Source organism: Pseudomonas sp. B22(2017) (genome assembly GCF_002113105.1).
Taxonomy (GTDB): domain Bacteria; phylum Pseudomonadota; class Gammaproteobacteria; order Pseudomonadales; family Pseudomonadaceae; genus Aquipseudomonas; species Aquipseudomonas asiatica.
Genome location: NZ_NEJN01000003.1, coordinates 440,077 through 464,004, shown reverse-complemented (window position 1 = coordinate 464,004; position 23,928 = coordinate 440,077). Strand labels below are relative to the sequence as shown.

Genomic DNA, 23,928 nt, shown 5'->3' with positions numbered 1-23,928 from the left:
CGTGCGTGCGTTATGGAACGGCTCAGACACTCATACGGGATGAGCGCACTTGCCGCCTGTTCAGGGCTGTTCGGGACACATCTGCCGCTTTTGCACATGCCAGACTGTTCATTTGCTCGCCACACTCTTGTGAAGTTGTGAAAACCGTTTTTTCACGCTCTTTTGGAGACGTGAACCTCAAAAGGGGTCTGCGCGATGGCAACCCGCAGGTTCATGCAGTGTGAAGGGCCGGAAAAGCAGGCACGACAGCCGATGCAAGACCTGAGTGGAAGGCTCTCTGTGGGCGAAGCATTGAAGTTGCCGGGGTCAATCGGCGAGTGCGGGGCCCGATCAGGAGACGTCCTTATAATCGGGGGGAGATTATAGCGATGTCGCGGGCAGAAATGTCGCCATTCGTGGTTTTTATTGCAGCGTTTGTCAGGCCGCGAGGATGCGCTGGTGCCAGCGGCGGCTTGCGCGGGCGCAAACCCGGGCACTGGTGGGCAGCTCGCGGCCCAGCCAGGCGAGCCGGATTTCGCCGATCTGGACCCAGCCGCTGCCGCTGGGCGCCTGGCTGCATTGCTTGAAGGCCAGGCATTTGCCGTCGGCATCGAGGCGGGCATAGGTGTTGTGGCGCGGGCGTTGGAAGAGCAGGGTCCAGAGCGAGGCCATGGCAGCGAGTCCTGTGCGTTAGGGCTTGGCGCAAGGATAAGGGCGCGGCGATGAAACGATTGTGACAAGCGGGCCGGACCGATGACTGGTCGATGCGTGGCTAGGTATACTGTGGGCCTTCGCCGCTTTTTCTGGAGTAACGCGCATGTTGCAACGTCTGTTGTTCGGTTTGATCGCCGTGGCCAGCCTCAGCCTGGTCGGTTGTGCCCACAGCCCGCAACAACTCAATCCGCAACCCACGCTCAAGGCCCAGCTCGCGCCGGTCGGCCATGGCCAGCCGGTAGTGGTCCGGGTTGTTGACGGCCGGGCCTCGCAGTCCCTGGGCACTCGCGGTGGCATGTATCCCGAGACCAGCACCATCAGCGTGAGTGGCAACGACATCGTGCCCAAGCTGCAGGCCCAGGCCGAAGCCGCCGTACGCCTGCTCGGCTTCACCCCGACGCCGAACGCCTACAACGCGCCGCAGCTGACCGTGACCCTGGCCGAACTGAAGTACCAGTCGCCGAAAGACAACCTGTACGTGACCGAGGCTACCATCGGCGCCACCTTCCGTGCCGACGTGTCCAATGGCGGCCGCCGCTACAGTGGCCGTTACGGCGCTTCGCTGGACCAGCGTTTCGGCATGGCGCCGAACCAGGAAACCAACACCCAGCTGGTGGGCGATGTGCTGAGCGATGCCCTGACCCGCATGTTCAAGGACCCGACCATCGGTCAGGTGCTGGGGCAGTAAGCCTTCAGCTATAAAACAAAACCCGCTGCCTGTGTTCCAGGCAGCGGGTTTTTTGTTGTCTGTGCCCGCGAAGAGGCCGGCAAATCTTCATGCCATGCCAGATGAAATTTGATGACACTTTGTCGCCTGAACCGGGCGTCTGGGCATGACTTGGGTAGAATGCCGGCCTTTGCCGTCGCTCATACCGAGGTTGCGTGATGTCCTTGCAAGTGCTCTGGGGGTTCCTGGCCGCCCACCCGACCAAGCTGATCAATCTGCTGGCGCTGCTGCTGACCTGCCCGGGCGGGTTGCTACTGCACAGTGCGCGGCGGCGCGAGGCCGAGACCCGCGAATACATGGCGGTGGACGAGGGGGTGGTGGACGCGTTCGACCTTCGGGTGCCGCGGTACTTCTACATTCTCGGTTTTTCGTGCCTGGCGATGGCGTTGCTGCTGTCCTGGTTCAGTACCTGGATTTGAGATTTTAGGGCCGCTTTGCGGCCCATCGCGACACAAGGCCGCTCCTACAGGTATGTGCGATCCCCTGTAGGAGCGGCCTTGTGTCGCGATGGGCTGCAAAGCAGCCCTAGGATCGATCAGGCAACAGGTGCCTGCTGCCTGACCTGGTACTGGTTGCGCACCGGCGTCGCATACTGCAGCACAAGGTACGGCCGCTGCTCCTCAGGGCAGGCATCCAGGCGGCGTTGCCATTCTTCCTTGGCCCGGGCCAGCTCATCAGCCGGGAACACCTTCTCGGCGCTCGGCACCTGCAGCGCCTCATCCTTGCCATCCCACATCGCATAGGCCAGGTAGTGCACCGGGAACAGTCGGTAGCCACCGAGGATCTGCCGGTCGATTTCCGCTGCCAGTTGCTTGGTATCCTCGTGATACTCGGTCACCGGCGGGGCGAAGTTGATGTGCACCCGGCCTTTGTAGCCGGTAATGCCCTTGGCGATGCTGTTGTCGTCCTCGCCCGGCGCCTTCTTGTAGGTGCCGGTGGTGGCGCGGATGTACAACTCGCGGGCCTTGGCCTGGTCGCACGGGTCATATTCGTAGCTGATCGAAACCGGTGTCAGGTTCAGGCTCTGGATCACCGCGCCGAACGGCTCGTCCTTGCGGCTCATGTGGAACATCTTGAGGATCGCCGAATCGGTGCGGTCGTCACCATCCTTGGCCCGGCCTTCTGCCTGGGCGATCCAGATCGACGTGGCGTCGTTGCGGATCGAGTGGTTGATGTAGGCTGAGAGCAACTGGTAGGCCGCCAGCTTCTCGCGGCGCCCACTGATCGAGCGGTGCACGATGAAGCTCTTGTTCAGGCGCATCATGTCGCTGACAAACGGCTTTTGCAGCAGGTTGTCGCCAATGGCGATACGCGGCGTGGGCAGGCCGGCGTGGTACACCGCGTAGTTGACGAAGGCCGGGTCCATGACGATGTCACGGTGGTTGGCCAGAAACAGGTAGGCGGTGCCGGCCTTGAGCTGCTCCACACCCGAATAGGTGACGCCGTCGGTGGCGCGGTCGATGGTCTGGTCGACGTAGTACTCGACTTTGTCCTGCAAGGTCGAGACACAGGTGACACCGGCGAATTCCTTGCGCAGGCGGCGGGCGATCAGCGGTTTGAGCAACCAGCCGAGAGCACCGGCCGCACGCGGGAAGCGGAAGTGGGTGAGGATATCGAGGAATGCCGGGTCGCTGAGCAGGCGTGCCAGAACGGCAGGGACCTCAGCGTCGTCGTACGGTCGGATGGCATCGAATTCGCCCATCATGCTCTCTTGTTGGAAACGGCTAGGGTAATTAGGTAGGGGCGGGCTCCGAAAAACGGCTCGGACACACACAGGCCCTGTAAACAGACCGGCAATTATACGCATAAGTCACCCCGGAGGCCGCGATGCTGCAAACTGCTATCTACGATTGCCCTTATTGTGGCGAAGAAGTCGAAACCACGGTGGACCTGTCCGGTGGCGATCAGGAGTACATCGAGGACTGTCAGGTATGCTGCAAACCTATCCGCTTCGTGCTGCAAGTTCATGGCGAGGAGTGGATGCTGGATGTATTCGGTGAGAATGACTGATGCAGCGTATTTACGAACCGGAAAACCTGCTCGAGGCTGAAATGCTGGCGGGCATGCTCGCCAGCGAGGGGATCGATGCGCATCTGGTTGGTCGTGACCTGATCGGTGCTGCCGGTGAACTGCCGATGCAGGGCTTGCTTGGGCTTGCCGTGGCTGATGAACAGGCCGAGTACGCACGGCAGCTGATCGATGCGTACAATGATGCCCAGCCACTGGTTGGCGACGAACCGGAGAGTTTCCCCGGTACCTTGATCTGCTAGGTTCTGAATTCGCCCATGTGTGGACGTTACGCCCTGTTTCGCTGGCCCCAGGCTCTTGCCAGTCTGCCGGACTTTCCCGTTGGCCAGCCAGCCCAATGGAACATCTCGCCTGGGGCTTCGGTGCTGATCCAGCGCCAGCTTGACGGCCAGTTGCAACTGGCCAAGGCGCGCTGGGGGCTGACCCCGGCCTGGCTCACCGACCTGTCCCGCACCCCCGCCCATGCCCGCGCCGAAACCCTGGCCGAGCAGCCGATGTTTCGCGACGCGTTTCGCCTGCGCCGCTGCCTGATGCCGGCCAACGGCTTTTACGAATGGCGCGGCAGCGTGCGCAAGCGCCCGTACTGGCTGACCCCGGGGGAGGGTGCATCACTGTACTTCGCCGCCGTGTGGGAGGCCTACCCGGTGCAGGACCAGGTTTGGCTGAGTTGTGCGGTGGTGACCCAGGCGGCGATGAACCAGCGTCGGCCGCTGATACTCGACGAGGCAGGGCAGGCCGCCTGGCTTGACCCGGACACGCCGCTGGCCCGCCTGCATGAATTGCTGGCCAGCCCGCCGGCGACGTTGCGCGAACGGGCCCTGGCGCATTTCGTCAATGATCCGAAGCTGGATGCGCCGGAGTGCCTGACCCCGGCCTGATGTATGGCTGTGTCGGCCTCTTCGCGGCTGAAGCTGCTCCTACAACGATCGCATTACCCCTTTAGGAGCGGGTTCACCCGCGAAGGGGCCGGCACAGGCGACGAAAATCTTCCCTGCGGCTATGGCGGCCCCAAGCGACTCGGCCTACGATACGGCGCATGTAAAAAGGGAGTGTTTTCATGCGTAAGTCTTTTGTCGTCAGCCTGTTGAGTGCTGGCATCCTGCTGGCCGGCTGCCAGGCGGTTAATACCACCAGCGGCGGTGCTGTCGGCGTCGAGCGCCAGCAGTACATGTTCAGCATGCTCTCGACCGATGAGGTCAACCAGATGTACGCCCAGTCGTACCAGCAGACCCTGGGTGAAGCATCGAACAAAGGCGTGCTCGACAAGTCCAGCGCAGATGCCAAGCGTGTGCAGGTAATTGCCAACCGACTGATCGCCCAGACCCCCAAGTTCCGACCGGATGCCGCGCAATGGAACTGGGAAGTCAACGTGATCAAGAGCGACGAGCTCAACGCCAACTGCGGCCCGGGCGGCAAGATCATCGTCTACACCGGCCTGATCGATCAGCTCAAGCTCACCGATGCGGAAATTGCTGCGGTGGTGGGCCACGAGATCGCCCACGCTTTGCGTGAGCACAGCCGCGAGGCGATGTCCAAGGCGTATGGCGTGGAAATGGCGCGCCAGGGCGCCGGTGCCCTGTTTGGCCTCGGCCAGGGCAGCATGGCCATGGCCGATACCGTGGTGAACTATGCCATGACCCTGCCCAACAGCCGGGCCAACGAGAACGAAGCCGACCTGATCGGCCTGGAGCTCTCGGCGCGTGCCGGTTACGACCCGAATGCCGCGATCACCTTGTGGAACAAGATGAGCCAGGCTTCCGAGGGCGCGCCGCCTGAGTTCATGAGCACTCACCCGGCTTCCCAGAGCCGCATTGCTTCGTTGCAGGCGGCGATTCCGAAGGTGATGCCGCTGTATCAGGCGGCCAAGAAGTAAGCCCCGACTTCCAGATGCTTACCCCTTGTAGGAGCAGCCTTGTGCTGCGAAAGGGCCGGTAAGAGCACCACATTTCCTGGTGCCTGTACCGGCCTCTTCGCAGCGCAAGGCTGCTCCTACAGGTTTGGCGTCAGCCTGTCGCCTTTCGGGTTAGCTCACCCAGCCACTGGCTTGCATCGCCGAGTACACGGCCACGATCGCCAGCACGAAGAACGCCGTAGCCGCCAGGCGACGGATCAGCGTCAGCGGCAGTTTGTCCGCCGCGAAGTTACCCGCCAAAACCACCGGCACGTTGGCAATCAGCATGCCCAGGGTGGTACCGATAATGACCATGATCAGGTACGGGTACTGTGCTGCCAGCATTACCGTGGCGACCTGGGTCTTGTCACCGATTTCAGCCAGGAAGAACGCGATCAGCGTGGTCAGGAACGGCCCGAAGCGGCGCGCCGGGTTCTCGTCGTCATCCATCTTGTCCGGAACCAGGGTCCACAGGGCAGTGGCGGTGAAGCTCGCAGCCAGGATCCAGTGCAGTGCCGAGTCGCTGAAGAAGCTGCCTACCCAGGCGCCCACGGCACCAGCCGCGGCATGGTTGGCCAGGGTGGCGGCGATGATGCCGGCGATGATCGGCCAGGGCTTGCGGAAGCGGGCAGCGAGTATGAGCGCGAGCAATTGCGTCTTGTCGCCGATTTCGGCTAGGGCAACGATGGCGGTGGGGACCAGCAAAGATTCCAGCATCAGGATTCCTACGGGGGCGGGTCGACACGGCTATGACACGTACAGCCTCCCCGCCCCGGGTAAGGTGTGCGTGTCATAGGTCTTGTCAAACCCTGGATCCGTCTATGCGGATCTCGCCATGCAGGCTGGCATGGTGGGTCGCACGCGCCATGGTCTGTGGACCAAGTATGTTGACGCGTACCGGGCGAGCTGGGCGCTCGCGGGAGACTACTCCCCTAGGACGGTGCGGATTCTGCCTAGACTAAACGCTTTCGGCAAGCGCTGTTTTTATCCGTGTGTTGCCTGGTAGATGCGGAAACCGTCCGCCTCGTCGCGTACCTGGCAGTTGCCCAGCGCCCCTTCGATCAGTGGCTGGTAGCGCAGGAAGCTGTTGGCAACCAGGCGCATTTCGCCACCTTTTCGCAGATGAACGGCTGATTTTTTCAGCAAGTTTTCCGATGCCTGGTAGTTGGTGTGCACCCCGGTGTGGAACGGCGGGTTGCTCAGGATCAGGCTCAGCTCGGTCGGCGCCGCGTCGATGCCGTCGCCGCTGATGACTTCGCCCTCCAGACCATTGGCGGCCAAGGTCAGGCGGCTGGCGGCCACGGCGAAGGCATCCACATCCAGCAGGGTCACCCGGTTTTGTGGATAACGGCGTTTGACCGTGGCGCCCAGCACCCCGGCACCGCAGCCGAAGTCCAGCACATGCCCGCTCGGCAGGCCGTCGAGGTGCTTGAGCAGCAGGGCGGTACCGCGATCGAGGCGGCCATGGCTGAACACACCGGGCAGACTGACCACTTGCAGCGGGCCGTCTTCCAGGCTGAGCTCGAAGCGTTCGGCCAGGCTTTCCAGGGGCTTGGCCTCTGGCGCGTGCTCGATGGTCACCTGCCACAGCTGGCAATGGCGGGCGCTGTCGAGCTTGCGCGGCTTGCCAAAGGCCTGCAGCTGCTTGGCCGCACCCTCGATGCCACCACGTTTCTCGCCGACCAGGTACAGCTCGCGGCCCGCCAGGCGCGAGGCCAGGGCGTTGAGCAGGTAGGCGGCCAGTTCGCGGGACTTGGGCAGGAACAGCACGGCGCTGTCGAAAGTCACTTCAGGGGGCTCCACCGCATAGTGGCTGCGCCCGGCGAAGCGGCTTTCGAGCATGGCCTGGTCGCCCGCATGCCAGGTCCAGGCCTGGGCATTGGGCAACTGGCCTAGCAGGCTGTCGGCGGGGGCGCCGGCGAGCAGCAGCGGGCTCTGGAAAAGCTCTGCCTGGCGGAGCAACACTTCACTGCGCGGGTCCATGGACGACGCCTCCTGGAAAAAAGTGGCGCAGTTTAGCAGAGGCGGGCGTCGGGCTCAGCTAACCACGCGGCGTGGCTGCCCGGCGAAGAAAGCCTGGGCGTTCTCGCTGAGCTGGCCGACGATGCGCTGGCGCGACTCTACCGCGCCCCAGGCGCTGTGCGGGGTGATGATCAGGCGCGGGATGCCGGGCTCGAGCAGCGGGTTGCCGTTGATCGGTGGCTCCACGCTCAGCACGTCGGTAGCGGCACCGCCCAGGTGGCCACTGCGCAGGGCGTCGGCCAGCGCCTGCTCGTCGATAAGGCCGCCGCGGGCGGTGTTGACCACCAGCGCGTTTGGCTTGAGCAGCGCCAGTTCGCGGGCCCCGAGCATGTGTCGGGTGTGTTCGTTCAGCGGGCAGTGCAGGGTCAGGGCGTCGACTTGCGGCAGCAACTCGTCCAGCGGCAACCGGTCGGCGCGTTCCGGGCGGCCGGGGATCTGCCCGCTGAGCACGCGCATGCCGAAGGCTTCGGCCAGTCGCGCCACCGCGCCGCCCAGTTCACCGTGGCCGAGCAAGCCAAGGGTCTTGCCCTCCAGCTCGACGATGGGGAAGTCCAGCAGGCAGAACTGGCTGGCCTTGGCCCACTGGCCGTCGGCTACCGCCTGGTTGTAGTCGCACAGGCGGGTGGCCAGTGCCAGTAGCAGGGCGAGGGTGTGCTGGGCGACGGACGGTGTGCCGTAGCCCTGGCAGTTGCACACGGTGATGCCCTGGGCGCGGGCGGCCGCCAGGTCGACGTTGTTGGTGCCGGTGGCGGCCACCAGGATCAGCTTCAGTTGCGGGCTGGCGGCCAGGGTCGCGGCGTCGAGCATGACCTTGTTGCTGACCACCGCTACCGCGCCCTGAAGGCGTTCGGCGACTTGCTCAGGACGGGTGGCGGCGAACAGTTCGAACTCGTCGAACTGCTGCTTCAGGGGCGAGAGGTCGAGATCGCCCAGGTCCAGGGACTGGTGATCGAGAAACACGGCGCGACGCGGGCTGGGCATGAAGTTCTCCGAGGCTGGGCGGGATTTCGGTGTCGCGGCCATTCGCGGGTTGACCCGCGAATAGGCCATCAGCTTCACCACATAACCTGAAGCTGCCGCCGCAGTGTCTAGTTCAACCTTGCCGCCCGTCAACGCCCGCCACTCATACCTTCATCACGCAAATCATTCCTTCGGCTGATTTAGCCGTCACATTGGCGAACTACAGTAGTTCTCAGACTTGTCCGGCCCGCTTTCCAGAAAAGGGATACCCATGTTGCAGACCCGCATCATCAAGCCCGCCGAGGGCGCCTACGCCTACCCCCTGCTGATCAAGCGACTGCTGATGTCTGGCAGCCGCTATGAAAAGACCCGCGAAATCGTCTACCGAGACCAGATGCGGCTGACCTACCCCCAGCTCAACGAGCGCATCGCGCGCCTGGCCAACGTGCTGACCGAAGCCGGGGTAAAGGCCGGTGACACCGTGGCGGTGATGGACTGGGACAGCCACCGCTACCTGGAATGCATGTTCGCCATCCCGATGATCGGTGCGGTGGTGCACACCATCAACGTGCGCCTGTCGCCCGAGCAGATTCTATACACCATGAACCACGCCGAAGACCGCGTGGTGCTGGTCAACAGTGACTTCGTCGGCCTGTACCAGGCCATCGCCGGGCAACTGACCACCGTCGACAAGACCGTGCTGCTGACCGACGGCCCGGACAAGTCAGCCGAGCTGCCCAACCTGGTGGGCGAGTACGAGCAACTGCTGGCCGCTGCCAGCCCGCGCTACGATTTCCCGGACTTCGACGAGAACTCGGTGGCCACCACCTTCTACACCACTGGCACCACCGGCAACCCCAAGGGTGTGTACTTCACTCATCGGCAACTGGTGCTGCACACCCTGGCCGAAGCTTCAGTGACTGGCAGCATCGACAGCGTGCGCCTGCTGGGTAGCAACGACGTGTACATGCCCATCACGCCGATGTTCCACGTGCACGCCTGGGGCATTCCCTACGCCGCCACCATGCTCGGCATGAAGCAGGTGTATCCGGGGCGCTACGAGCCGGACATGCTGGTCAAACTGTGGCGCGAAGAGAAGGTCACCTTCTCCCATTGCGTGCCGACCATCCTGCAGATGCTGCTCAACTGCCCGACCTCCCAAGGTCAGGACTTCGGCGGCTGGAAGATCATCATCGGCGGCAGCGCACTCAACCGCTCGTTGTACCAGGTCGCCCTGGCACGCGGCATCCAGCTGACCGCCGCATATGGCATGTCCGAGACCTGCCCGCTGATTTCCGCCGCCCACCTTAACGACGAACTGCAGGCCGGCAGCGAGGATGAGCGCGTCACTTACCGCATCAAGGCCGGCGTGCCGGTGCCGCTGGTGGAGGCGGCCATCGTCGACGGCGACGGCAACTTCCTGCCCGCCGACGGTGAAACCCAGGGCGAGCTGGTACTGCGTGCGCCATGGCTGACCATGGGCTACTTCAAGGAACCGGAAAAGAGCGAAGAGCTGTGGCAGGGCGGGTGGTTGCACACCGGTGATGTCGCCACGCTCGACGGCATGGGCTATATCGACATCCGCGACCGTATCAAGGATGTGATCAAGACCGGTGGCGAGTGGATTTCCTCGCTCGACCTCGAAGACCTGATCAGCCGTCACCCGGCCGTGCGCGAAGTGGCGGTGGTAGGGGTGGCCGACCCGCAGTGGGGTGAACGCCCGTTTGCCCTGCTGGTGGTGCGCGAAGACCAGGTCATCGACGCCAAGGCGCTGAAGGAACACCTCAAGCCGTTCGTCGAACAAGGGCACATCAACAAGTGGGCGATTCCAAGCCAGATCGCCGTTGTTACCGAAATTCCCAAGACCAGTGTCGGCAAGCTCGACAAGAAACGCATCCGCCAGGACATCGTCCAGTGGCAGGCCAGCAACAGCGCGTTCCTCTCCACGCTGTAACCGCCATGCGGGTCGCGCAGTGCAGCGCGCGACCCGCATGCTAGAGAGGTGGAACCTTGCCAAACGGCAGAAATACGCCATCCTTTAGCACTGCCAGCGCGCAGCCGGGGCAACATGGCAGCGAGTTGGTCGCACGGAGCGCAAATCACACTTTAGAGGGATCAAGCGCCTGTGCCTTGCTGGCTATAGTCGGGGCCAGGGGATTTTCAGGAATGGGGGAGGCGACATGCGCAAGCCGTGTCGCCGCGGGCGCAAGCCTGCAAGCCGGTCGCTCGGGCCGTTCTTGAAAGGACTCACTGCCATAACAAAAAAAGTACATGGAGTAGCGTCGATGAAATCTGCAAACCTGTTCTGGCGCCGGGCCAAGTTGCCCCTGGCCGTCAGCCTTGCTTCCACGCTCGCAAGTCCTGCTTTCGCTGTCAGTTTCAACATTGGTGAAATCGAAGGCCAGTTCGACTCGTCGCTCTCCATCGGCGCCAGCTGGTCGACGGCCAACCCGAACAAGAACCTGATCGGGGTGAACAACGGCGGCAAGGGCCTGTCGCAGACATCCGACGATGGCCACCTGAACTTCAAGAAGGGCGAAACCTTCTCCAAGATCTTCAAGGGTATCCATGACCTGGAGCTCAAGTACGGCGACACCGGTGTGTTCGTCCGCGGCAAGTACTGGTACGACTTCGAACTGAAGGACGAAGGCCGCGAGTTCAAGGACATCAGCGACTCCAACCGCAAGGAAGGCGCCAAATCGTCCGGTGCCGAACTGCTCGACGCATTCGTCTACCACAACTACTCCATCGGCGATCAGCCAGGCTCGGTGCGCTTGGGCAAGCAGGTGGTGAGCTGGGGTGAAAGTACCTTCATCGGTGGCGGCATCAACTCGATCAACCCGATCGACGTGTCGGCGTTCCGCCGCCCGGGGGCCGAGATCAAGGAAGGCCTGATTCCGGTCAACATGTTCTACATTTCGCAGAGCCTGACCGACAACCTGTCGGCGGAGGCTTTCTACCAGATCGAATGGGACCAGACGGTCGTCGACAACTGCGGCACCTTCTTCTCCCAGCCAGACATCATTGCCGACGGCTGTACCGACAACCTGCGCGTGCTCAACAGCAGTCGCACAGTGCCGGGGGCGGCGCAGCAATTCCTTGCCACCCGTGGCGTGGACATCAATGAGGAAGGGGTAATGGTGCGCCGCGGCGCCGACCGCGATGCGCGTGACAGCGGCCAGTTTGGCGTGGCAATGCGCTACATGTTCGAGCCGCTGGACACCGAGTTTGGCGCCTACTTCATGAACTACCACAGCCGTGCGCCAATCTTCAGTGCTACCGGGGCCGCGCCTTCAGTGTTCGCCGGCCTGAGCGCATTGCCTGCACAGCTGCGCGCATTGGCACCGCTGATCGTGGCAGGTAACTCCGAGTACTTCGTCGAATACCCCGAGGACATCCGCCTTTATGGCTTGAGCTTCTCTACCACGTTGCCCACCGGGACCGCCTGGAGCGGCGAACTCAGCTACCGCCCCAACGCACCGGTGCAACTGAATACCACGGATATCCTGTTCGCCGGGGTCCGCCCCATTGGCGGTGCCTTGAGCAACGCTTCGCTGCTGACCGGTACGCCGGGGCAGGACTTGCACGGGTATCGCCGCAAGGAGATCACTCAGTTCCAGACCACCCTCACGCATTTCTTCGACCAGGTAATGGGCGCCAGCCGCATGACCGTGGTGGGCGAGCTGGGTGTCACCCATGTGGGCGGCCTGGAGAGCGCCCACGATACCCGCTACGGTCGCGATCCGGTGTTTGGTCCAGGCCCGCTGCCATCCACCGGTGGGGCAAACACCTGTCAGGCCCTGAATGCCAGCACCATCGCAGGCGCTGGTGCCGGTGCCTCCACCGCCAACCTGAGCCGCAACTGCGAGAACGATGGCTTTACCACCAGCACTTCCTGGGGTTACCGCGCCCGAGTCATCTGGGACTACAACGATGTCTTTGCCGGGGTCAACCTGAAACCCAGCGTGGCCTGGTCGCATGACGTCTCCGGCTATTCGCCGGGCCCTGGCGCCAACTTCGAGGAAGGCCGCAAGGCCGTCAGCCTGGGCCTCGACGCCGAGTACCAGAACACCTACACGGCAAGCCTGTCGTACACCAACTTCTTCGATGGCAAGTACACCACCGTGGATGACCGCGACTTCGTCGCGCTCAGCTTCGGCGTGAACTTCTAAGCATTCAGATCCAGGACGACACGACATGAACAAGACCAGAAGTCTGCTGCAAGCCGGTGTGCTGGGCCTGTCCCTGCTGGCGACCAGCGTCATGGCAGCAGTATCCGCCGACGAGGCGGCCAAGCTGGGCAGTACCTTGACTCCGATGGGTGCCGAAAAGGCTGGCAACGCCGATGGCTCGATCGGCCCGTGGGAACCGCTGTCCAAGAGCGCGGGCAGCGTCGACGGCAAGGGCTTCCTGTCCGACCCGTACGGCAGTGACAAGCCGCTGTTCACCATCACCGCGCAGAACGCCGACCAGTACAAGGACAAGCTCTCGCCGGGCCAGCTGGCCATGCTCAAGCGCTATCCGGACACCTTCAAGATCCCGGTATTCAAGACCCATCGCGGTTCCACGGTGCCGGCCGATGTGTTCGCTGCCATCAAGGAAAACGCTACCAAGACCACGCTTGTCGAAGGCGGCAACGGTCTGAACAACTTCCGCACGGCTGTACCGTTCCCGATCCCGAAAAGCGGCCTGGAGGTGATCTGGAACCACATCACCCGCTACCGGGGCGGTAGCGTCAGCCGTCTGGTGACCCAGGCAACGCCGCAGCAGAACGGCTCTTTCAACCCGGTATACTTCTCCGACCAGTTCGTCTTCCGCGAAAGAATGAAGGATTACGACCCGAACAACCCGGGCAACATCCTGTTCTACTTCAAGCAGGAAGTGACCGCGCCTGCGCGCCTGGCCGGTACCGTGCTGCTGGTGCACGAAACCCTCGACCAGGTGAAGGAACCACGCAAGGCGTGGATCTACAACGCCGGTCAGCGCCGCGTACGCCAGGCACCACAAGTGTCGTACGACGGCCCGGGTACCGCCGCCGACGGTTTGCGCACCTCCGACAACCTGGACATGTTCAACGGTGCGCCAGACCGCTATGACTGGAAGCTGGAAGGCAAGAAGGAGATGTACATCGCGTCCAACGCCTTCAAACTCGACGACCCCAAGCTCAAGTACACCGACATCATCAAGGCCGGGCACATCAATCAGGACCTGGCCCGTTACGAGCTGCGCCGTGTATGGCACGTGGTCGCCACCCTCAAGCCGGGCCAGCGGCACATCTATGCCAAGCGTGACTTCTACATCGACGAGGACACCTGGCAGGCGGCGGTGATTGACCAGTACGACGGCCGTGGCCAACTGTGGCGCGTGTCCGAGGCACATGCCCAGCCGTACTACAACGTGGAAGTCCCGTGGTACACCCTGGAAGCCATCTATGACCTGCAGTCGGGCCGTTACCTGGCCTTGGGCATGAAGAACGAAGAGAAGCGCGCCTACGACTTCGGCTTCAGTGCCAGCAAGGCTGACTTCCAGCCAGCGGCACTGCGCCAGTCGGGTATTCGCTGATCTGAAAACGCGTCACGCCGTGTCATCTCAGAGCGCCCCGGCTAGCCCGGGGCGTTTTTATTTCCTGTACCGGCCCCTTCGCGGGCGCGCCCGCTCCCGCAGGTACTGCACTGGGCTTGAAGCCTGCGCAATCCCTGTAGGAGCGGGTTCACCCGCGAAGAGGCCGGAACAGGCAATAAAGCTGGTGAATACCTCCCCAAACCCCCGCCCCAGCCGCTGTCCATTAGTCATGTTGCTTTTTGTCGCAGTCTTTTCCAGTGGAATTGCGCCCATCATCTTCAAATGCGTAGCGTTACCCGCTAGTCTCGCAAGCATCCATACCGCCGTAGTCTTCCAACCAGAACGAGCCGGCCATGACAGATCTGTCCCGTACGCATGGATTCACCAGCCAGGCCCTGGGCCTGCTGGACGGGCGTTTCTTCCGGCCGCCCTTGCCGGACGGCCATGTGCCGCGCCTGCGCCTGTGTCAGCGGCTGCAAGCCGGTCTCGGCGGGCGGTTGTTACTGGTCAACGCCCCGGCGGGGTTCGGCAAAAGCTCCCTTGCCATCGAATTTTGCGAAGCGCTGCCCGAGCACTGGCGTAGCCTGTGGCTGGGCCTGAGCCAACGGGATGCCGACCCTGGCCGATTCCTCGAACGCCTGCTCGAAGGCCTGCAGCAGTACTGCCCGGCGCTGGGCGGCCAGGCCATGGGCCTGCTGAAAATGCGCCAGCGCCACCAGCCGTTCGCCTTCGAGGAATGGCTCGACGGCCTGCTAGACGAGTTGGCGCTGTACCTGCAAGCCGATACTCCCTTGTTGCTGGTGCTGGACGACTATCACCTGGCCCAGGGGCCGGTGCTCGACCGCTGCCTGCAGTTCTTCCTCAATCACCTGCCCCCCGGCCTGGTGCTGCTGGTCACCAGCCGCCAACGCCCGGATTGGCACCTGGCGCGCCTGCGCCTGTCGCGGCAACTGGTCGAACTCAACGAGCAGGACTTGCGCCTGACTACCGAAGAATCACTGGCGGTGATCGGCCGTCAACCCACCGGCCTGCGTGGCCAGGCCCTGGACAACCTGATCCAGCGCAGCGACGGTTGGGTGGCCGGGTTGCGTTTCTGGCAGCTGGCGGCAAGCGAGTCCGCTGACGAGCAGGCCTTGCCCCAGGCCTTGCATGGCGGCGAGGGCCTGATCCGTGACTATCTGCTGGAAGAAGTCATCGACATGCTGCCCGCCGATGTACAGGCCTTCCTGTACGAAACGGCCTGCCAGGAACGTTTCTGCGCCCCGCTGTGCGATGCCGTACGCGGCCGCCACGACAGTGCCGCGATCCTGCGTTTCTTGCAGGCGCACCAGGTGTTCCTGGTGCCGCTGGACGAGCATGGCCACTGGTTCCGCTATCACCACCTGTTCTCCGACCTGTTGCGCAGCCGCCAGGCCAGCGAGCCGCTGGCCGACCTGCAGTTGCGTGCCTGCCGCTGGTTCGAAAGCCAGGGACTGCTGGACGAAGCGGTAGAACAGGCCCTGCGCGCCGGTTACCTCGATGTCGCCGCCGACCTGGTGCAGAGCCTGTCCGAGGAGCAACTGCTGGCCGAACAGAACGTCGGCATGTTGCTGCGCTGGAAGATGGACCTGCCCGACAGCCTGCTGATCAGCACGCCGCGGCTGATCGTGCTGTACAGCTGGGCGTTGGGCCTGGCGTGCCAGTTGGACGCGGCCGAGGACCTGGCGGGGTATCTCAGCCGCTTCCTGCCCGCGCCTTCGGCAACCGCGCAAAAGTCCATGCTGGCCCAGTGGCTGGCGCTGAGTGGTGTGATCGCCCGTGGCCGTGGTGATCGCGAGCGCACCCTGGCCTATTGCGGTGAAGCGCTGCAGAGCTTGCCGAGCAAGCGTTATGGCCAACGCCTGGTATGCCTGTCGACGCTGTCCAACCTGGCGATAGCCGATGGCGATTTCTGGCGGGCCCGCGGCTGGAACCGCGAGGCGCTGGAGTTGGCCCAGCGTGTCGGCAACCCGTTGTTCGAGGCCCTGGCCCATTACGACCGGGCGCGGGTGCTGCATGCCCGTGGCGAGGTGTTGCGCGCACTGGACGAAGTGCGCGAGGGGCTGCAACGCCTGCAAGGGCTGTCGGCACAGCGGCTGTATGCCGTGCGCGCCCGCTTGACGCTTTACGAAGGCTACCTGCTGGTATCGCGCCTGCAGCCGTCCCAGGGCCGTGCCCGCTTGCGTGCGGGGCTGGGCGAGGCGCGGGCCTGCCGTGATATCAGTGTGCTCATCGGCCATTGCGTGATCGCTACGCTCGATGGCCGGGAAGGGCACTTTGCCGAGGCTTTTGCCGAACTGGCCGAGGCCGAGCGGCTGATGCACATCTGGGATGTGCCGCCGGTCTACTACCTGGCCATGATCACCCTGGTCAAATGCGAGTTGTGGCTGGCCCAGGGGCGCATCGACCTGGCCGAGTCCTGGCTGCTGCGCCTGGGTCAGACCTATGGCGGCGAGCAACCGGCGGCGGCCCCGGAGTTCCACCCGTTGCTGCCGTTGCACATCGCCTTGCAGCAGGCATCGCTCGAGCGTATCCAGTCGCGTAGCGACGACGCGGCGCAACGCCTGGCCAGCCTGGTCGAGCGCGGCCAGGCCAGTGGCGGCATGATGCTCAGCGTCAGTGCCATGTGCCAGTGGCTTGGCTTGTTGCTGGGCGAAGGTCGGGAAGAGCAGGCCGCCCAGTTGTTGCCACGGTTGCTGGTGGCAGCCCAGGGCGGCGTGTTGCAACCGTTCCAGCCTTTGCTGGAGCAGCACCCGCAGTGGCTTCTCGAACAGCTCCAGGCAGTTGCTGCCTGCCCGGTGCAGGCCGAGTTGCTCAAGCGCCTGCCGCAGATACCAAGCGCCAGCATCGGCAGCGGCGAAGCCCTGAGTAGCCGCGAGTTGGCCGTGCTCGAGCTGATTGCCCAGGGTTGTTCCAACCAGCAGATCAGCGAGCGGTTGTTCATTTCCCTGCACACGGTGAAAACCCACGCCAGCCATATCAACAGCAAGCTGGGGGTGGAACGGCGTACCCAGGCGGTGGCGAAGGCCAAGTCCCTGGGGCTGCTGGTGTGATATTGGCCCAGCAAGGTCTTGCTCGTTGAAGTGATGGCTCGAGGCCGTGGCTCGTGGCCGCCAGTGCTCTACCCTCATCTTTCCCGACCAGCTGCCGATACAGCTATCGGTGGCATCGCCTCGCGCGATTTTTCAATCATTCCAAGGCAGGTCGTGTTGATGCTGCAGTACGGGCAAAAGAGCTTTCTGATCGTCGACGACTTTACCGACTTTCGTACGTCGACCCGTTCCATGCTGCGCGAACTGGGCGTGCGTGATGTGGACACCGCCGACAGCGGCGAGCAGGCGCTGCGCATGTGCGCGCAAAAGCGCTATGACGTCATCCTGCAGGACTTCCACCTGGGCGACGGCAAGAAGAACGGCCAGCAGGTGCTCGAAGACCTGATCCTCGACAAGCACATCAGCCATGAGTGCATATTCATCATGGTCACGGCCGAGAGCAGCCAGGCCATTGTCCTCAGCGCCATCGAGCACGAGCCTGATGCCTATCTGACCAAGCCGTTCAACCGAGTTGGCCTGGCCCAGCGTGTCGAGAAATTGTACCAGCGCAAGACCCTGCTCAAGCCGATCCTGCAGGCCCTGGACCGCAATCGCCCGGCCGAAGTGCTGGCTGCCTGCGCCGAGCTGTGCAAGCGCGACCCACGCCTGGCCCCGCTGTGCCTGCGCTATCGGGCAGATGCCTTGCGCAACCTCAACCGCTTCGAGGAACTGGAGAAGTTCCTCAAGGCCATCCTGGCCAGCCGCCCGCAGCCATGGGCCTACTCGGCGTTGGGCAGCCTGATGCACAAGCGTGGCCAGAATGCCCAGGCCCAGGGCGTGTACGAGCAGGCGCTCAAGGCCTTCCCGATCATGCCGGGCCTGTACGATGGCATGGCCGAGGTGCTGGTGGCCCAAGGCGAAACCAGGCGTGCGCAGAACATGCTTGAAGAAGCCGTGCGCCTGTCGCCGCTATCGGTGCGCCGGCAGTCGACGCTGGGCAAGCTGGCATTGGAAAACGAAGACTTCGAGAGTGCCTCGAAGGCATTTCGCCATGCGGTGAATCAGGGCCAGAGCTCGCGCTACAAGGACGCCGAGAACAACCTGGGCCTGGTGCAGGCGCTGATGAGCAGGAATGCCGGTTTTGGCCTGGATGCGCGCACACGGGTCGAGATCAACAGCACACTCAGCGAAGTGGCCAAGGAAAACCCCGAGGACCAAGGCCTGCAGGTGCGTGCCCGCATGATGAAGGCCGCCAGCCTGCAGCAGGCCGGCGACCCTGAAACGGCTGCAAAGCTGACCGAACAGGCGATCCAGCGTCTGGACAAGATGAACCAGTTCTTCTCGGTCGATTCGGCTCTGACCGTTGCCGTGCAGTTGCAGGCCATGGGGCAGGAAGCTGCTGCCATCGGCGTGCTGAAGAGCTGTGTGGAAAGTTATGGCGACGACCCCAAGGTCATGGAGAGGGTCGGCAAGCTGACGGACGACCCCAGCGTGCTCAACGCCATTACCGAAGCTGTCACCCTCAATCGCCAGGGTGTGCGCAGTTACCAGGGAGGGCAGCTCGGCGAGGCGTTGCAGCTGTTCCGCAAGGCGCTGGGTTTGCAGCCGAAGAACATCAGCATCGCCCTCAACACTGCCCAGGCGCTGCTGCGCATCGGCGGAGACAACCCTCAGCCCGCGATCATGCAGGAGTGCCGCGACGCCCTGACCAGCGTGGCCGGCATCCCCGCCAGCGACAACCGCTACGACCGCTACCGCAAACTGCACATCCGAGTGTTCGGCGCATGAATCAAGACAACCAGGGGCTGGATTTTTCCACGGTGATCGCCTCCACCGTGCACGACCTGAAGAACTCCCTGTCGGCGCTGATCCAGTCCCACAACCAGTGGATGCAGCGCTTGCCCGAGGAGCTGCGCGGTGGTGCCGAGCAAGGGGTGATGGAGCATGAGTTTCGTCACCTCAACGGCATGCTGGTGCAGTTGCTGGGGTTGTACAAACTGGGCGTGAACCAGTTGCCGGTGTGCCCGGACTACCACGAACTGGACGATTTCATCGAAGCCCAGCTGGCGGCACACGAGGAAGTGCTCAAGCACAAGGACATCCTAGCCACCTGGCGCATCGACACCGACAACCCGCTGGGCTTCTTCGACCGCGAGCTGGTGGCCTCGGTGATCGCCAACGTGATCACCAACGCCACCCGCTTTGCCGCGCATGCCTTGCTGATCACCATCGAAGAGGCAGACAACCAGCTGGTCATCTGCGTCAACGATGACGGCCCGGGTTATCCACAGCGGATGCTCGAACGCCAGGAAGAATTCATCCAGGGTATCGACTCGACCAGCGGTAGTACCGGCCTTGGCCTGTATTTTGCGGCGCGGATCGCGGCACTGCATGAAAGCGGCGGGGTGCGCGGGCGGATCGAGATCTCCAATGGCGGCGCGCTTGGGGGTGGGTTGTTCAGGTTGTTTTTGCCTTGAAACTGACAAGGATTGCGTTTCAAATTTTTGCAGCTGGAAAGTAGGTTCCCAAGGTGATGTAGGGCATTTCCTTCTTGAGGTTGCAGGGCTTTTGTCCATACCGGGCAAATGACAGTGTAGATACGACGTCTCTACATTTCGCTTGCAATCATTTGGAGGGTTTCTACTATGTATCTACCTTGGGAGATACTCATGCAGATCAAGATTCAACAGTGGGGTAACAGCGCCGCGATTCGCTTGCCGGCTGCAGTGCTCAAGCAGATGCGTCTCGGAGTCGGCTCTACCTTGAGCCTGGACACCGCGGGTGAGACCATGGTGCTCAAACCCGTCAGGTCGAAACCCAAATACACCCTTGAAGAGCTGATGGCTCAGTGCGACCTGGATGCACCGGAGCCAGAGGACATGGCCGACTGGAACGCGATGCCACCAGTAGGGCGTGAAGTGTGAAACGGGTGAAGTTCGCCAGGGGCGATATCGTCCGCATCAATCTCGATCCGACTGTTGGACGGGAGCAGCAGGGTGCTGGGCGACCTGCGCTGGTGCTCACTCCCGCTGCGTTCAATGCGTCAGGCCTGGCTGTGGTAGTGCCGATCACCCAAGGTGGCGATTTTGCCAGGCATGCGGGTTTCGCCGTCACGCTCAGCGGTGCGGGTACGAAGACTCAGGGCGTGATGCTCTGCAATCAGGTGCGCACAGTCGACCTTGAAGCCAGATTTGCCAAACGCATAGAGTCGGTACCCGAGGTCGTCATCCTTGATGCACTGGCTCGCGTACAGACCCTCTTCGATTAACCGGTTCCCGTATTCCCTATGCAGAATCCATCGTCAGCGCTCATCCGCGAAACCTTCCCCGTAGGCCCCCTGCAGTGCAACTGCACCCTGATCGGCGACCCGCTGACCAAAAAGGCCATCGTCGTCGACCCGGGCGGTGACCCGGACAAGATCCTGGCCCGCCTGCAGACCCACGGGCTGACGCTGGTGAGCATCATCCACACCCACGCGCACTTCGATCACTTCCTCGCCTCGGGCAAGCTCAAGGAGCTGACCGGCGCCACGCTGCACCTGCACAAGGACGACCAGTCGCTGTGGGACAACCTGGAAATGCAGTGCCAGATGTTCGGCGTGCCCTACACTCCGGTACCCGCGCCAGACCGCTGGCTGGGGGATGACGAGGAGCTGGCCTGTGGATGTGGAGTGGCCTTGCATACGCCAGGCCACACGCCAGGCTCGATGAGCTTCTGGTTTGCCGACGCCAAGCTGCTGATCGCCGGCGATACCCTGTTCCGCCGGGGCATTGGCCGTACCGATTTGTGGGGTGGCGACCAGCGGGCCATCGTCCGTTCCATCAGGGAGCGGCTGTACCGGCTGGACGAAGAGGCCATCGTGGTGACCGGCCACGGGCCTGATACCCGCCTGGGCGACGAAATGCGCGAGAACCCCTTTGTGCGTGCCTGATGGCACATGAAGGCACTTTCACGGAATTTTTCGGCGCCGATGCAATCCAAGGCTGGCATAGATCCCTTTATGATCTGTCGCATTCATGAATTCAGTAGGAGCTTGTCCATGTTCACCATGCGTCGTCTGATTATCGTCGCAACCGCCGCTGCCCTGATGACCGGCTGTGCCGGCCAGAACCCTTATGACAGCCAAGGGCAGGCGCAGGGCTCCACCGGGATGAGCAAAACTGCCAAATACGGCGGCCTGGGCGCGCTGGCCGGTGCTATCGCCGGTGCCGCCATCGACCACAACAACCGTGGCAAGGGCGCACTGATCGGCGCTGCTGCCGTGGGTGCCGCTGCAGCCGGTTATGGCTACTACGCCGACAAGCAGGAAGCCGAATTGCGCGCGCAAATGGCCAATACCGGTGTGGAAGTGCAGCGCCAGGGTGACCAGATCAAGCTGATCATGCCGGGCAACATCACCTTCGCAACCGACTCGGCCAACATCGCGCCAAGCTTCTACTCGCCGCTGAACAACCTGGCTGGTTCGTTCAAGCAGTTCAACCAGAACACCATCGAAGTGGTCGGCTTCACCGACAGCACTGGCAGCCGCCAGCACAACATGGACCTGTCCCAGCGCCGTGCGCAGGCGGTCAGCACCTACCTGACCTCGCAGGGTGTGGATGCCTCGCGTATCACTGTACGTGGCATGGGCCCGGACCAGCCGATCGCCAGCAACGCCGACGCCAATGGCCGTGCGCAGAACCGCCGTGTGGAAGTGAACCTGAAGCCGATTCCGGGTCAGCAGTATGACCAGGGGCAGGTTCAGCAGTAAGGCATCAATCCTGGGGCCGCTTTGCGGCCCATCGCCGGCAAGCCAGCTCCCACAGGATTTGCATAGCCCTTGAGCCTTGTGCAGTACCTGTGGGAGCTGGCTTGCCGGCGATGGGCTGCAAAGCAGCCCCAGCTTTTAACCCCCCACGCTGGCCTGGATCGCCGTCAGGGCAATGGTATGCACGATATCGTCAACCTGAGCCCCGCGCGGCAAGTCGTTCACCGGTTTGCGCAACCCTTGCAGCATCGGTCCCAGGCTGACCCCGTCGGTGCTGCGTTGCACCGCCTTGTGGGTCGTGTTGCCGGTATTCAGGTCAGGGAACACGAATACCGTCGCCCGCCCGGCTACCGGGCTGCCCGGCGCCAGGTCCCGTGCAATCGCCGGGTTGGCCGCCGCGTCATACTGCAACGGCCCGTCGATCAGCAGCTCTTGCGCCGCGCCTTGTGCCAGGCGGGTCGCTTCGCGTACTTTCTCGACTTCCTCGTCGCTGGCCGAATCGCTTGAATAACTGATCATCGCCACCCGTGGCGCGATGCCGAAGGCCTGCGCCGATTCGGCACTCTGCCGGGCGATCTCGGCCAGTTCGACAGCACTCGGGTGTGGGTTCATCACGCAGTCGCCGTACACCAGCACCTGCTCGGGGAACAGCATGAAGAACACCGACGACACCAGGCTCGAGCCCGGTGCGGTCTTGATCAGTTGCAGTGCCGGGCGGATGGTGTTGGCGGTGGAGTGCACCAGGCCCGAGACCAGGCCGTCCACTTCGTCCAGAGCCAGCATCATGGTACCGATCACCACCGGATCCTCCAGTTGCTGCTCGGCCATTGGTGCATTGAGGTTCTTGCTCTTGCGCAGCTCGACCATCGGTTCCACATAGCGCCCGCGAATCAGCTCTGGGTCGAGAATCTCCAGGCCCGGTGGCAAGGTGATGCCCTGGGCTCGGGCCACCGCGTCGACATCCTCAGGCTTGGCCAGCAGCACGCAGCGGGCAATGCCGCGAGCCTGACAGATGGCTGCTGCCTGAACGAGCAGAGGCTCGGCACCCTCCGGCAGGACGATGCGCTTGTTCGCCTGCTGTGCCCGCTGGATCAACTGGTAGCGGAACACGGCTGGCGACAGGCGCAATTCACGCGGGGTGCCGCAACGCTGGTGCAGCCAAGCGGCGTCGAGATGGCTGGCGACGAAGTCGGTGATGAATTCGGCGCGCTCGCGGTCGTCCACCGGGATTTCGCGGTTCAGCGAGTTGAGCTGGTTGGCAGTGTCGTACGAGCCGGTACTGACCGAGAGGATCGGCAGGCCGGCCTGCAGGGCACCACGGCACAGACCAAGGATACGCGCGTCAGGTTTGCTGTCGCTGGTCAGCAGCAGGCCGGCCAGCGGGACGCCGTTGATCGCCGCCAGGCTGACGGCGAGGATGATGTCGTCGCGGTCGCCCGGGGTCACCACCAGGGTACCCGAGGTGAGCAGTGGCACCGTGTTGGCAACGGTACGCGCGCAGATGATGATCTTGCTCATGCGCCGCTGTTCATAGTCGCCGGCATTGAGCACCTGGGCACCGAGCAGGTCGGCCACATCGCGGGTGCGCGGGGCGTTCAGTTCAGGCTGGTAGGGGATGCAGCCCAGCAGGCGGAAGTCGTTACCGCGCAGTAGTGGCGAGTGCTCGCGCAGGCGGGTGGAAAAGTCCGCCATGCTTTCGTCGGTGCGCACCTTGTTGAGGATTACCCCGAGCACCTTCGGGTCGCGCGGGCCGCCGAACAGCTGGGCCTGCAGTTCGACCCGGCCGGACAACTCGCTGAGCACTTCGTTTTCCGGCGCCGATACCAGTATCACCTCGGCATCCAGGCTCTTGGCCAGGTGCAGGTTGACCCGCGCCGCATAGCTGGCGTGGCGCGTGGGCACCATGCCTTCGACCACCACCACGTCGTTGCCGATGCAGGCTTGCTGGTAAAGGCGGATGATTTCTTCGAGCAACTCGTCCAGCTGGCCATCGCCCAGCATGCGCTCGACATGGGACAGGCTCAGCGGCACAGGGGGCTTGATGCCGTGGGTACGGGCAACCAGCTCGGTGGAGCGCTCGGGGCCGGTGTCACCCGGGTGAGGCTGGGCGATCGGCTTGAAGAAGCCGACCTTCAGGCCGGCCCGCTCCAGGGTGCGCACCAGACCCAGGCTGATGGAAGTCAGGCCGACACCGAAATCGGTCGGCGCAATGAAAAATGTCTGCATGCGTGCTTCTCGAAATAAGCGG

At 63.2% G+C, this 23,928-nt stretch carries 22 protein-coding genes and 1 riboswitch; of the genes, 16 read left to right on the top strand and 6 right to left on the bottom strand.

Annotation, left to right across the window (positions count from 1 at the left end; translation table 11 throughout):
• Positions 1-417: 417 nt before the first annotated feature.
• The gene (locus CAG18_RS09735; protein ID WP_085720810.1) at positions 418-651 is read right to left on the bottom strand and encodes a hypothetical protein; all 234 of its coding nucleotides are present in this window, start codon (positions 649-651) and stop codon (positions 418-420) included.
• Between the two features lie 145 nt (positions 652-796).
• Between CAG18_RS09735 and CAG18_RS09730 the strand changes: the two genes are divergently transcribed.
• Both CAG18_RS09730 and CAG18_RS09725 read left to right on the top strand, forming a co-directional pair.
• On the top strand, positions 797-1,381 hold the full coding sequence (locus CAG18_RS09730) for a YajG family lipoprotein (RefSeq protein ID WP_013970929.1): 585 nt from the start codon (positions 797-799) through the stop codon (positions 1,379-1,381).
• Between the two features lie 197 nt (positions 1,382-1,578).
• On the top strand, positions 1,579-1,839 hold the full coding sequence (locus tag CAG18_RS09725) for a hypothetical protein (RefSeq protein ID WP_013970930.1): 261 nt from the start codon (positions 1,579-1,581) through the stop codon (positions 1,837-1,839).
• 116 nt (positions 1,840-1,955) lie between these two features.
• On the opposite strand, the gene CAG18_RS09720 is transcribed toward CAG18_RS09725, so the two are convergent.
• On the bottom strand, positions 1,956-3,122 hold the full coding sequence (locus CAG18_RS09720; protein WP_024086266.1) for a 1-acyl-sn-glycerol-3-phosphate acyltransferase: 1,167 nt from the start codon (positions 3,120-3,122) through the stop codon (positions 1,956-1,958).
• A 125-nt stretch (positions 3,123-3,247) separates the two neighbouring features.
• Between CAG18_RS09720 and CAG18_RS09715 the strand changes: the two genes are divergently transcribed.
• The 4 genes from CAG18_RS09715 to CAG18_RS09700 all read left to right on the top strand — a co-directional run bounded on the left by CAG18_RS09715 (position 3,248) and on the right by CAG18_RS09700 (position 5,321).
• Positions 3,248-3,430, top strand: a complete 183-nt coding sequence (locus tag CAG18_RS09715) for a CPXCG motif-containing cysteine-rich protein (RefSeq protein WP_003260667.1) — start codon at positions 3,248-3,250, stop codon at positions 3,428-3,430.
• Positions 3,430-3,690 (top strand): putative signal transducing protein, encoded by a 261-nt coding sequence (locus tag CAG18_RS09710; RefSeq protein WP_003260668.1) that lies wholly within the window; start codon positions 3,430-3,432, stop codon positions 3,688-3,690. The genes CAG18_RS09715 and CAG18_RS09710 overlap by 1 nt, the downstream gene beginning before the upstream one ends.
• 15 nt (positions 3,691-3,705) lie before the next feature.
• On the top strand, positions 3,706-4,326 hold the full coding sequence (locus CAG18_RS09705; RefSeq protein WP_085720809.1) for an SOS response-associated peptidase: 621 nt from the start codon (positions 3,706-3,708) through the stop codon (positions 4,324-4,326).
• Positions 4,327-4,505: 179 nt separating this feature from the next.
• The gene (locus CAG18_RS09700) at positions 4,506-5,321 is read left to right on the top strand and encodes a M48 family metallopeptidase (RefSeq protein ID WP_013970933.1); all 816 of its coding nucleotides are present in this window, start codon (positions 4,506-4,508) and stop codon (positions 5,319-5,321) included.
• Between the two features lie 150 nt (positions 5,322-5,471).
• On the opposite strand, the gene CAG18_RS09695 is transcribed toward CAG18_RS09700, so the two are convergent.
• From CAG18_RS09695 to CAG18_RS09685, 3 genes are all read right to left on the bottom strand, one after another.
• On the bottom strand, positions 5,472-6,056 hold the full coding sequence (locus CAG18_RS09695) for a TMEM165/GDT1 family protein (RefSeq protein ID WP_085720808.1): 585 nt from the start codon (positions 6,054-6,056) through the stop codon (positions 5,472-5,474).
• Positions 6,057-6,144: 88 nt separating this feature from the next.
• A riboswitch (yybP-ykoY riboswitch) is annotated at positions 6,145-6,284 on the bottom strand.
• Between the two features lie 39 nt (positions 6,285-6,323).
• Positions 6,324-7,322 (bottom strand): class I SAM-dependent methyltransferase, encoded by a 999-nt coding sequence (locus CAG18_RS09690; RefSeq protein WP_015268955.1) that lies wholly within the window; start codon positions 7,320-7,322, stop codon positions 6,324-6,326.
• A 54-nt stretch (positions 7,323-7,376) separates the two neighbouring features.
• On the bottom strand, positions 7,377-8,342 hold the full coding sequence (locus CAG18_RS09685) for a 2-hydroxyacid dehydrogenase (protein ID WP_085720807.1): 966 nt from the start codon (positions 8,340-8,342) through the stop codon (positions 7,377-7,379).
• Between the two features lie 250 nt (positions 8,343-8,592).
• Here CAG18_RS09685 and CAG18_RS09680 point away from each other — a divergent pair, with 250 nt between their 5' ends.
• From CAG18_RS09680 to CAG18_RS09630, 10 genes are all read left to right on the top strand, one after another.
• Positions 8,593-10,275 (top strand): fatty acid--CoA ligase, encoded by a 1,683-nt coding sequence (locus CAG18_RS09680; protein ID WP_085720806.1) that lies wholly within the window; start codon positions 8,593-8,595, stop codon positions 10,273-10,275.
• A 331-nt stretch (positions 10,276-10,606) separates the two neighbouring features.
• A complete protein-coding gene (locus tag CAG18_RS09675) occupies positions 10,607-12,493 on the top strand; it encodes a DUF1302 domain-containing protein (RefSeq protein ID WP_039613806.1) in 1,887 nt (628 codons plus the stop codon).
• A 25-nt stretch (positions 12,494-12,518) separates the two neighbouring features.
• Entirely contained in the window at positions 12,519-13,883 is a 1,365-nt protein-coding gene (locus tag CAG18_RS09670) for a DUF1329 domain-containing protein (RefSeq protein ID WP_013970939.1), read from the top strand.
• 353 nt (positions 13,884-14,236) lie between these two features.
• Positions 14,237-16,954 carry a LuxR C-terminal-related transcriptional regulator gene (locus CAG18_RS09660; protein ID WP_085720805.1) on the top strand — a complete coding sequence of 906 codons (2,718 nt, stop codon included), beginning with the start codon at positions 14,237-14,239 and terminating at the stop codon, positions 16,952-16,954.
• A 159-nt stretch (positions 16,955-17,113) separates the two neighbouring features.
• The gene (locus CAG18_RS09655) at positions 17,114-18,721 is read left to right on the top strand and encodes a tetratricopeptide repeat-containing response regulator (protein ID WP_015268960.1); all 1,608 of its coding nucleotides are present in this window, start codon (positions 17,114-17,116) and stop codon (positions 18,719-18,721) included.
• The gene (locus CAG18_RS09650; RefSeq protein ID WP_015268961.1) at positions 18,718-19,410 is read left to right on the top strand and encodes a sensor histidine kinase KdpD; all 693 of its coding nucleotides are present in this window, start codon (positions 18,718-18,720) and stop codon (positions 19,408-19,410) included. The genes CAG18_RS09655 and CAG18_RS09650 overlap by 4 nt, the downstream gene beginning before the upstream one ends.
• 168 nt (positions 19,411-19,578) lie before the next feature.
• On the top strand, positions 19,579-19,857 hold the full coding sequence (locus CAG18_RS09645) for an AbrB/MazE/SpoVT family DNA-binding domain-containing protein (protein ID WP_003259615.1): 279 nt from the start codon (positions 19,579-19,581) through the stop codon (positions 19,855-19,857).
• A complete protein-coding gene (locus CAG18_RS09640) occupies positions 19,854-20,201 on the top strand; it encodes a type II toxin-antitoxin system ChpB family toxin (protein ID WP_085720804.1) in 348 nt (115 codons plus the stop codon). Before CAG18_RS09645 ends, CAG18_RS09640 begins: the two co-directional genes overlap by 4 nt.
• A gap of 18 nt (positions 20,202-20,219) precedes the next feature.
• On the top strand, positions 20,220-20,864 hold the full coding sequence (locus CAG18_RS09635) for an MBL fold metallo-hydrolase (protein WP_085720803.1): 645 nt from the start codon (positions 20,220-20,222) through the stop codon (positions 20,862-20,864).
• A 108-nt stretch (positions 20,865-20,972) separates the two neighbouring features.
• On the top strand, positions 20,973-21,683 hold the full coding sequence (locus tag CAG18_RS09630; RefSeq protein ID WP_015268963.1) for an OmpA family protein: 711 nt from the start codon (positions 20,973-20,975) through the stop codon (positions 21,681-21,683).
• A gap of 135 nt (positions 21,684-21,818) precedes the next feature.
• On the opposite strand, the gene pta is transcribed toward CAG18_RS09630, so the two are convergent.
• Positions 21,819-23,906 (bottom strand): phosphate acetyltransferase, encoded by a 2,088-nt coding sequence (pta, locus tag CAG18_RS09625; RefSeq protein WP_085720802.1) that lies wholly within the window; start codon positions 23,904-23,906, stop codon positions 21,819-21,821.
• Positions 23,907-23,928: the final 22 nt, after the last annotated feature.

Bases quoted from the DNA above. Each gene is read 5' to 3' on its own strand.
- CAG18_RS09700 (WP_013970933.1), top strand. From the start codon at position 4,506: ATGCGTAAGTCTTTTGTCGTCAGCCTGTTGAGTGCTGGCATCCTGCTG.
- CAG18_RS09645 (WP_003259615.1), top strand. From the start codon at position 19,579: ATGTATCTACCTTGGGAGATACTCATGCAGATCAAGATTCAACAGTGG.
- CAG18_RS09720 (WP_024086266.1), bottom strand. From the start codon at position 3,122: ATGGGCGAATTCGATGCCATCCGACCGTACGACGACGCTGAGGTCCCT.
- CAG18_RS09675 (WP_039613806.1), top strand. From the start codon at position 10,607: ATGAAATCTGCAAACCTGTTCTGGCGCCGGGCCAAGTTGCCCCTGGCC.
- CAG18_RS09695 (WP_085720808.1), bottom strand. From the start codon at position 6,056: ATGCTGGAATCTTTGCTGGTCCCCACCGCCATCGTTGCCCTAGCCGAA.
- CAG18_RS09660 (WP_085720805.1), top strand. From the start codon at position 14,237: ATGACAGATCTGTCCCGTACGCATGGATTCACCAGCCAGGCCCTGGGC.
- CAG18_RS09705 (WP_085720809.1), top strand. From the start codon at position 3,706: ATGTGTGGACGTTACGCCCTGTTTCGCTGGCCCCAGGCTCTTGCCAGT.
- CAG18_RS09650 (WP_015268961.1), top strand. From the start codon at position 18,718: ATGAATCAAGACAACCAGGGGCTGGATTTTTCCACGGTGATCGCCTCC.
- CAG18_RS09680 (WP_085720806.1), top strand. From the start codon at position 8,593: ATGTTGCAGACCCGCATCATCAAGCCCGCCGAGGGCGCCTACGCCTAC.
- CAG18_RS09730 (WP_013970929.1), top strand. From the start codon at position 797: ATGTTGCAACGTCTGTTGTTCGGTTTGATCGCCGTGGCCAGCCTCAGC.
- CAG18_RS09690 (WP_015268955.1), bottom strand. From the start codon at position 7,322: ATGGACCCGCGCAGTGAAGTGTTGCTCCGCCAGGCAGAGCTTTTCCAG.
- CAG18_RS09710 (WP_003260668.1), top strand. From the start codon at position 3,430: ATGCAGCGTATTTACGAACCGGAAAACCTGCTCGAGGCTGAAATGCTG.
- CAG18_RS09685 (WP_085720807.1), bottom strand. From the start codon at position 8,342: ATGCCCAGCCCGCGTCGCGCCGTGTTTCTCGATCACCAGTCCCTGGAC.
- CAG18_RS09630 (WP_015268963.1), top strand. From the start codon at position 20,973: ATGTTCACCATGCGTCGTCTGATTATCGTCGCAACCGCCGCTGCCCTG.
- CAG18_RS09715 (WP_003260667.1), top strand. From the start codon at position 3,248: ATGCTGCAAACTGCTATCTACGATTGCCCTTATTGTGGCGAAGAAGTC.
- CAG18_RS09725 (WP_013970930.1), top strand. From the start codon at position 1,579: ATGTCCTTGCAAGTGCTCTGGGGGTTCCTGGCCGCCCACCCGACCAAG.
- CAG18_RS09670 (WP_013970939.1), top strand. From the start codon at position 12,519: ATGAACAAGACCAGAAGTCTGCTGCAAGCCGGTGTGCTGGGCCTGTCC.
- CAG18_RS09735 (WP_085720810.1), bottom strand. From the start codon at position 651: ATGGCCTCGCTCTGGACCCTGCTCTTCCAACGCCCGCGCCACAACACC.
- CAG18_RS09655 (WP_015268960.1), top strand. From the start codon at position 17,114: ATGCTGCAGTACGGGCAAAAGAGCTTTCTGATCGTCGACGACTTTACC.
- pta (WP_085720802.1), bottom strand. From the start codon at position 23,906: ATGCAGACATTTTTCATTGCGCCGACCGATTTCGGTGTCGGCCTGACT.
- CAG18_RS09635 (WP_085720803.1), top strand. From the start codon at position 20,220: ATGCAGAATCCATCGTCAGCGCTCATCCGCGAAACCTTCCCCGTAGGC.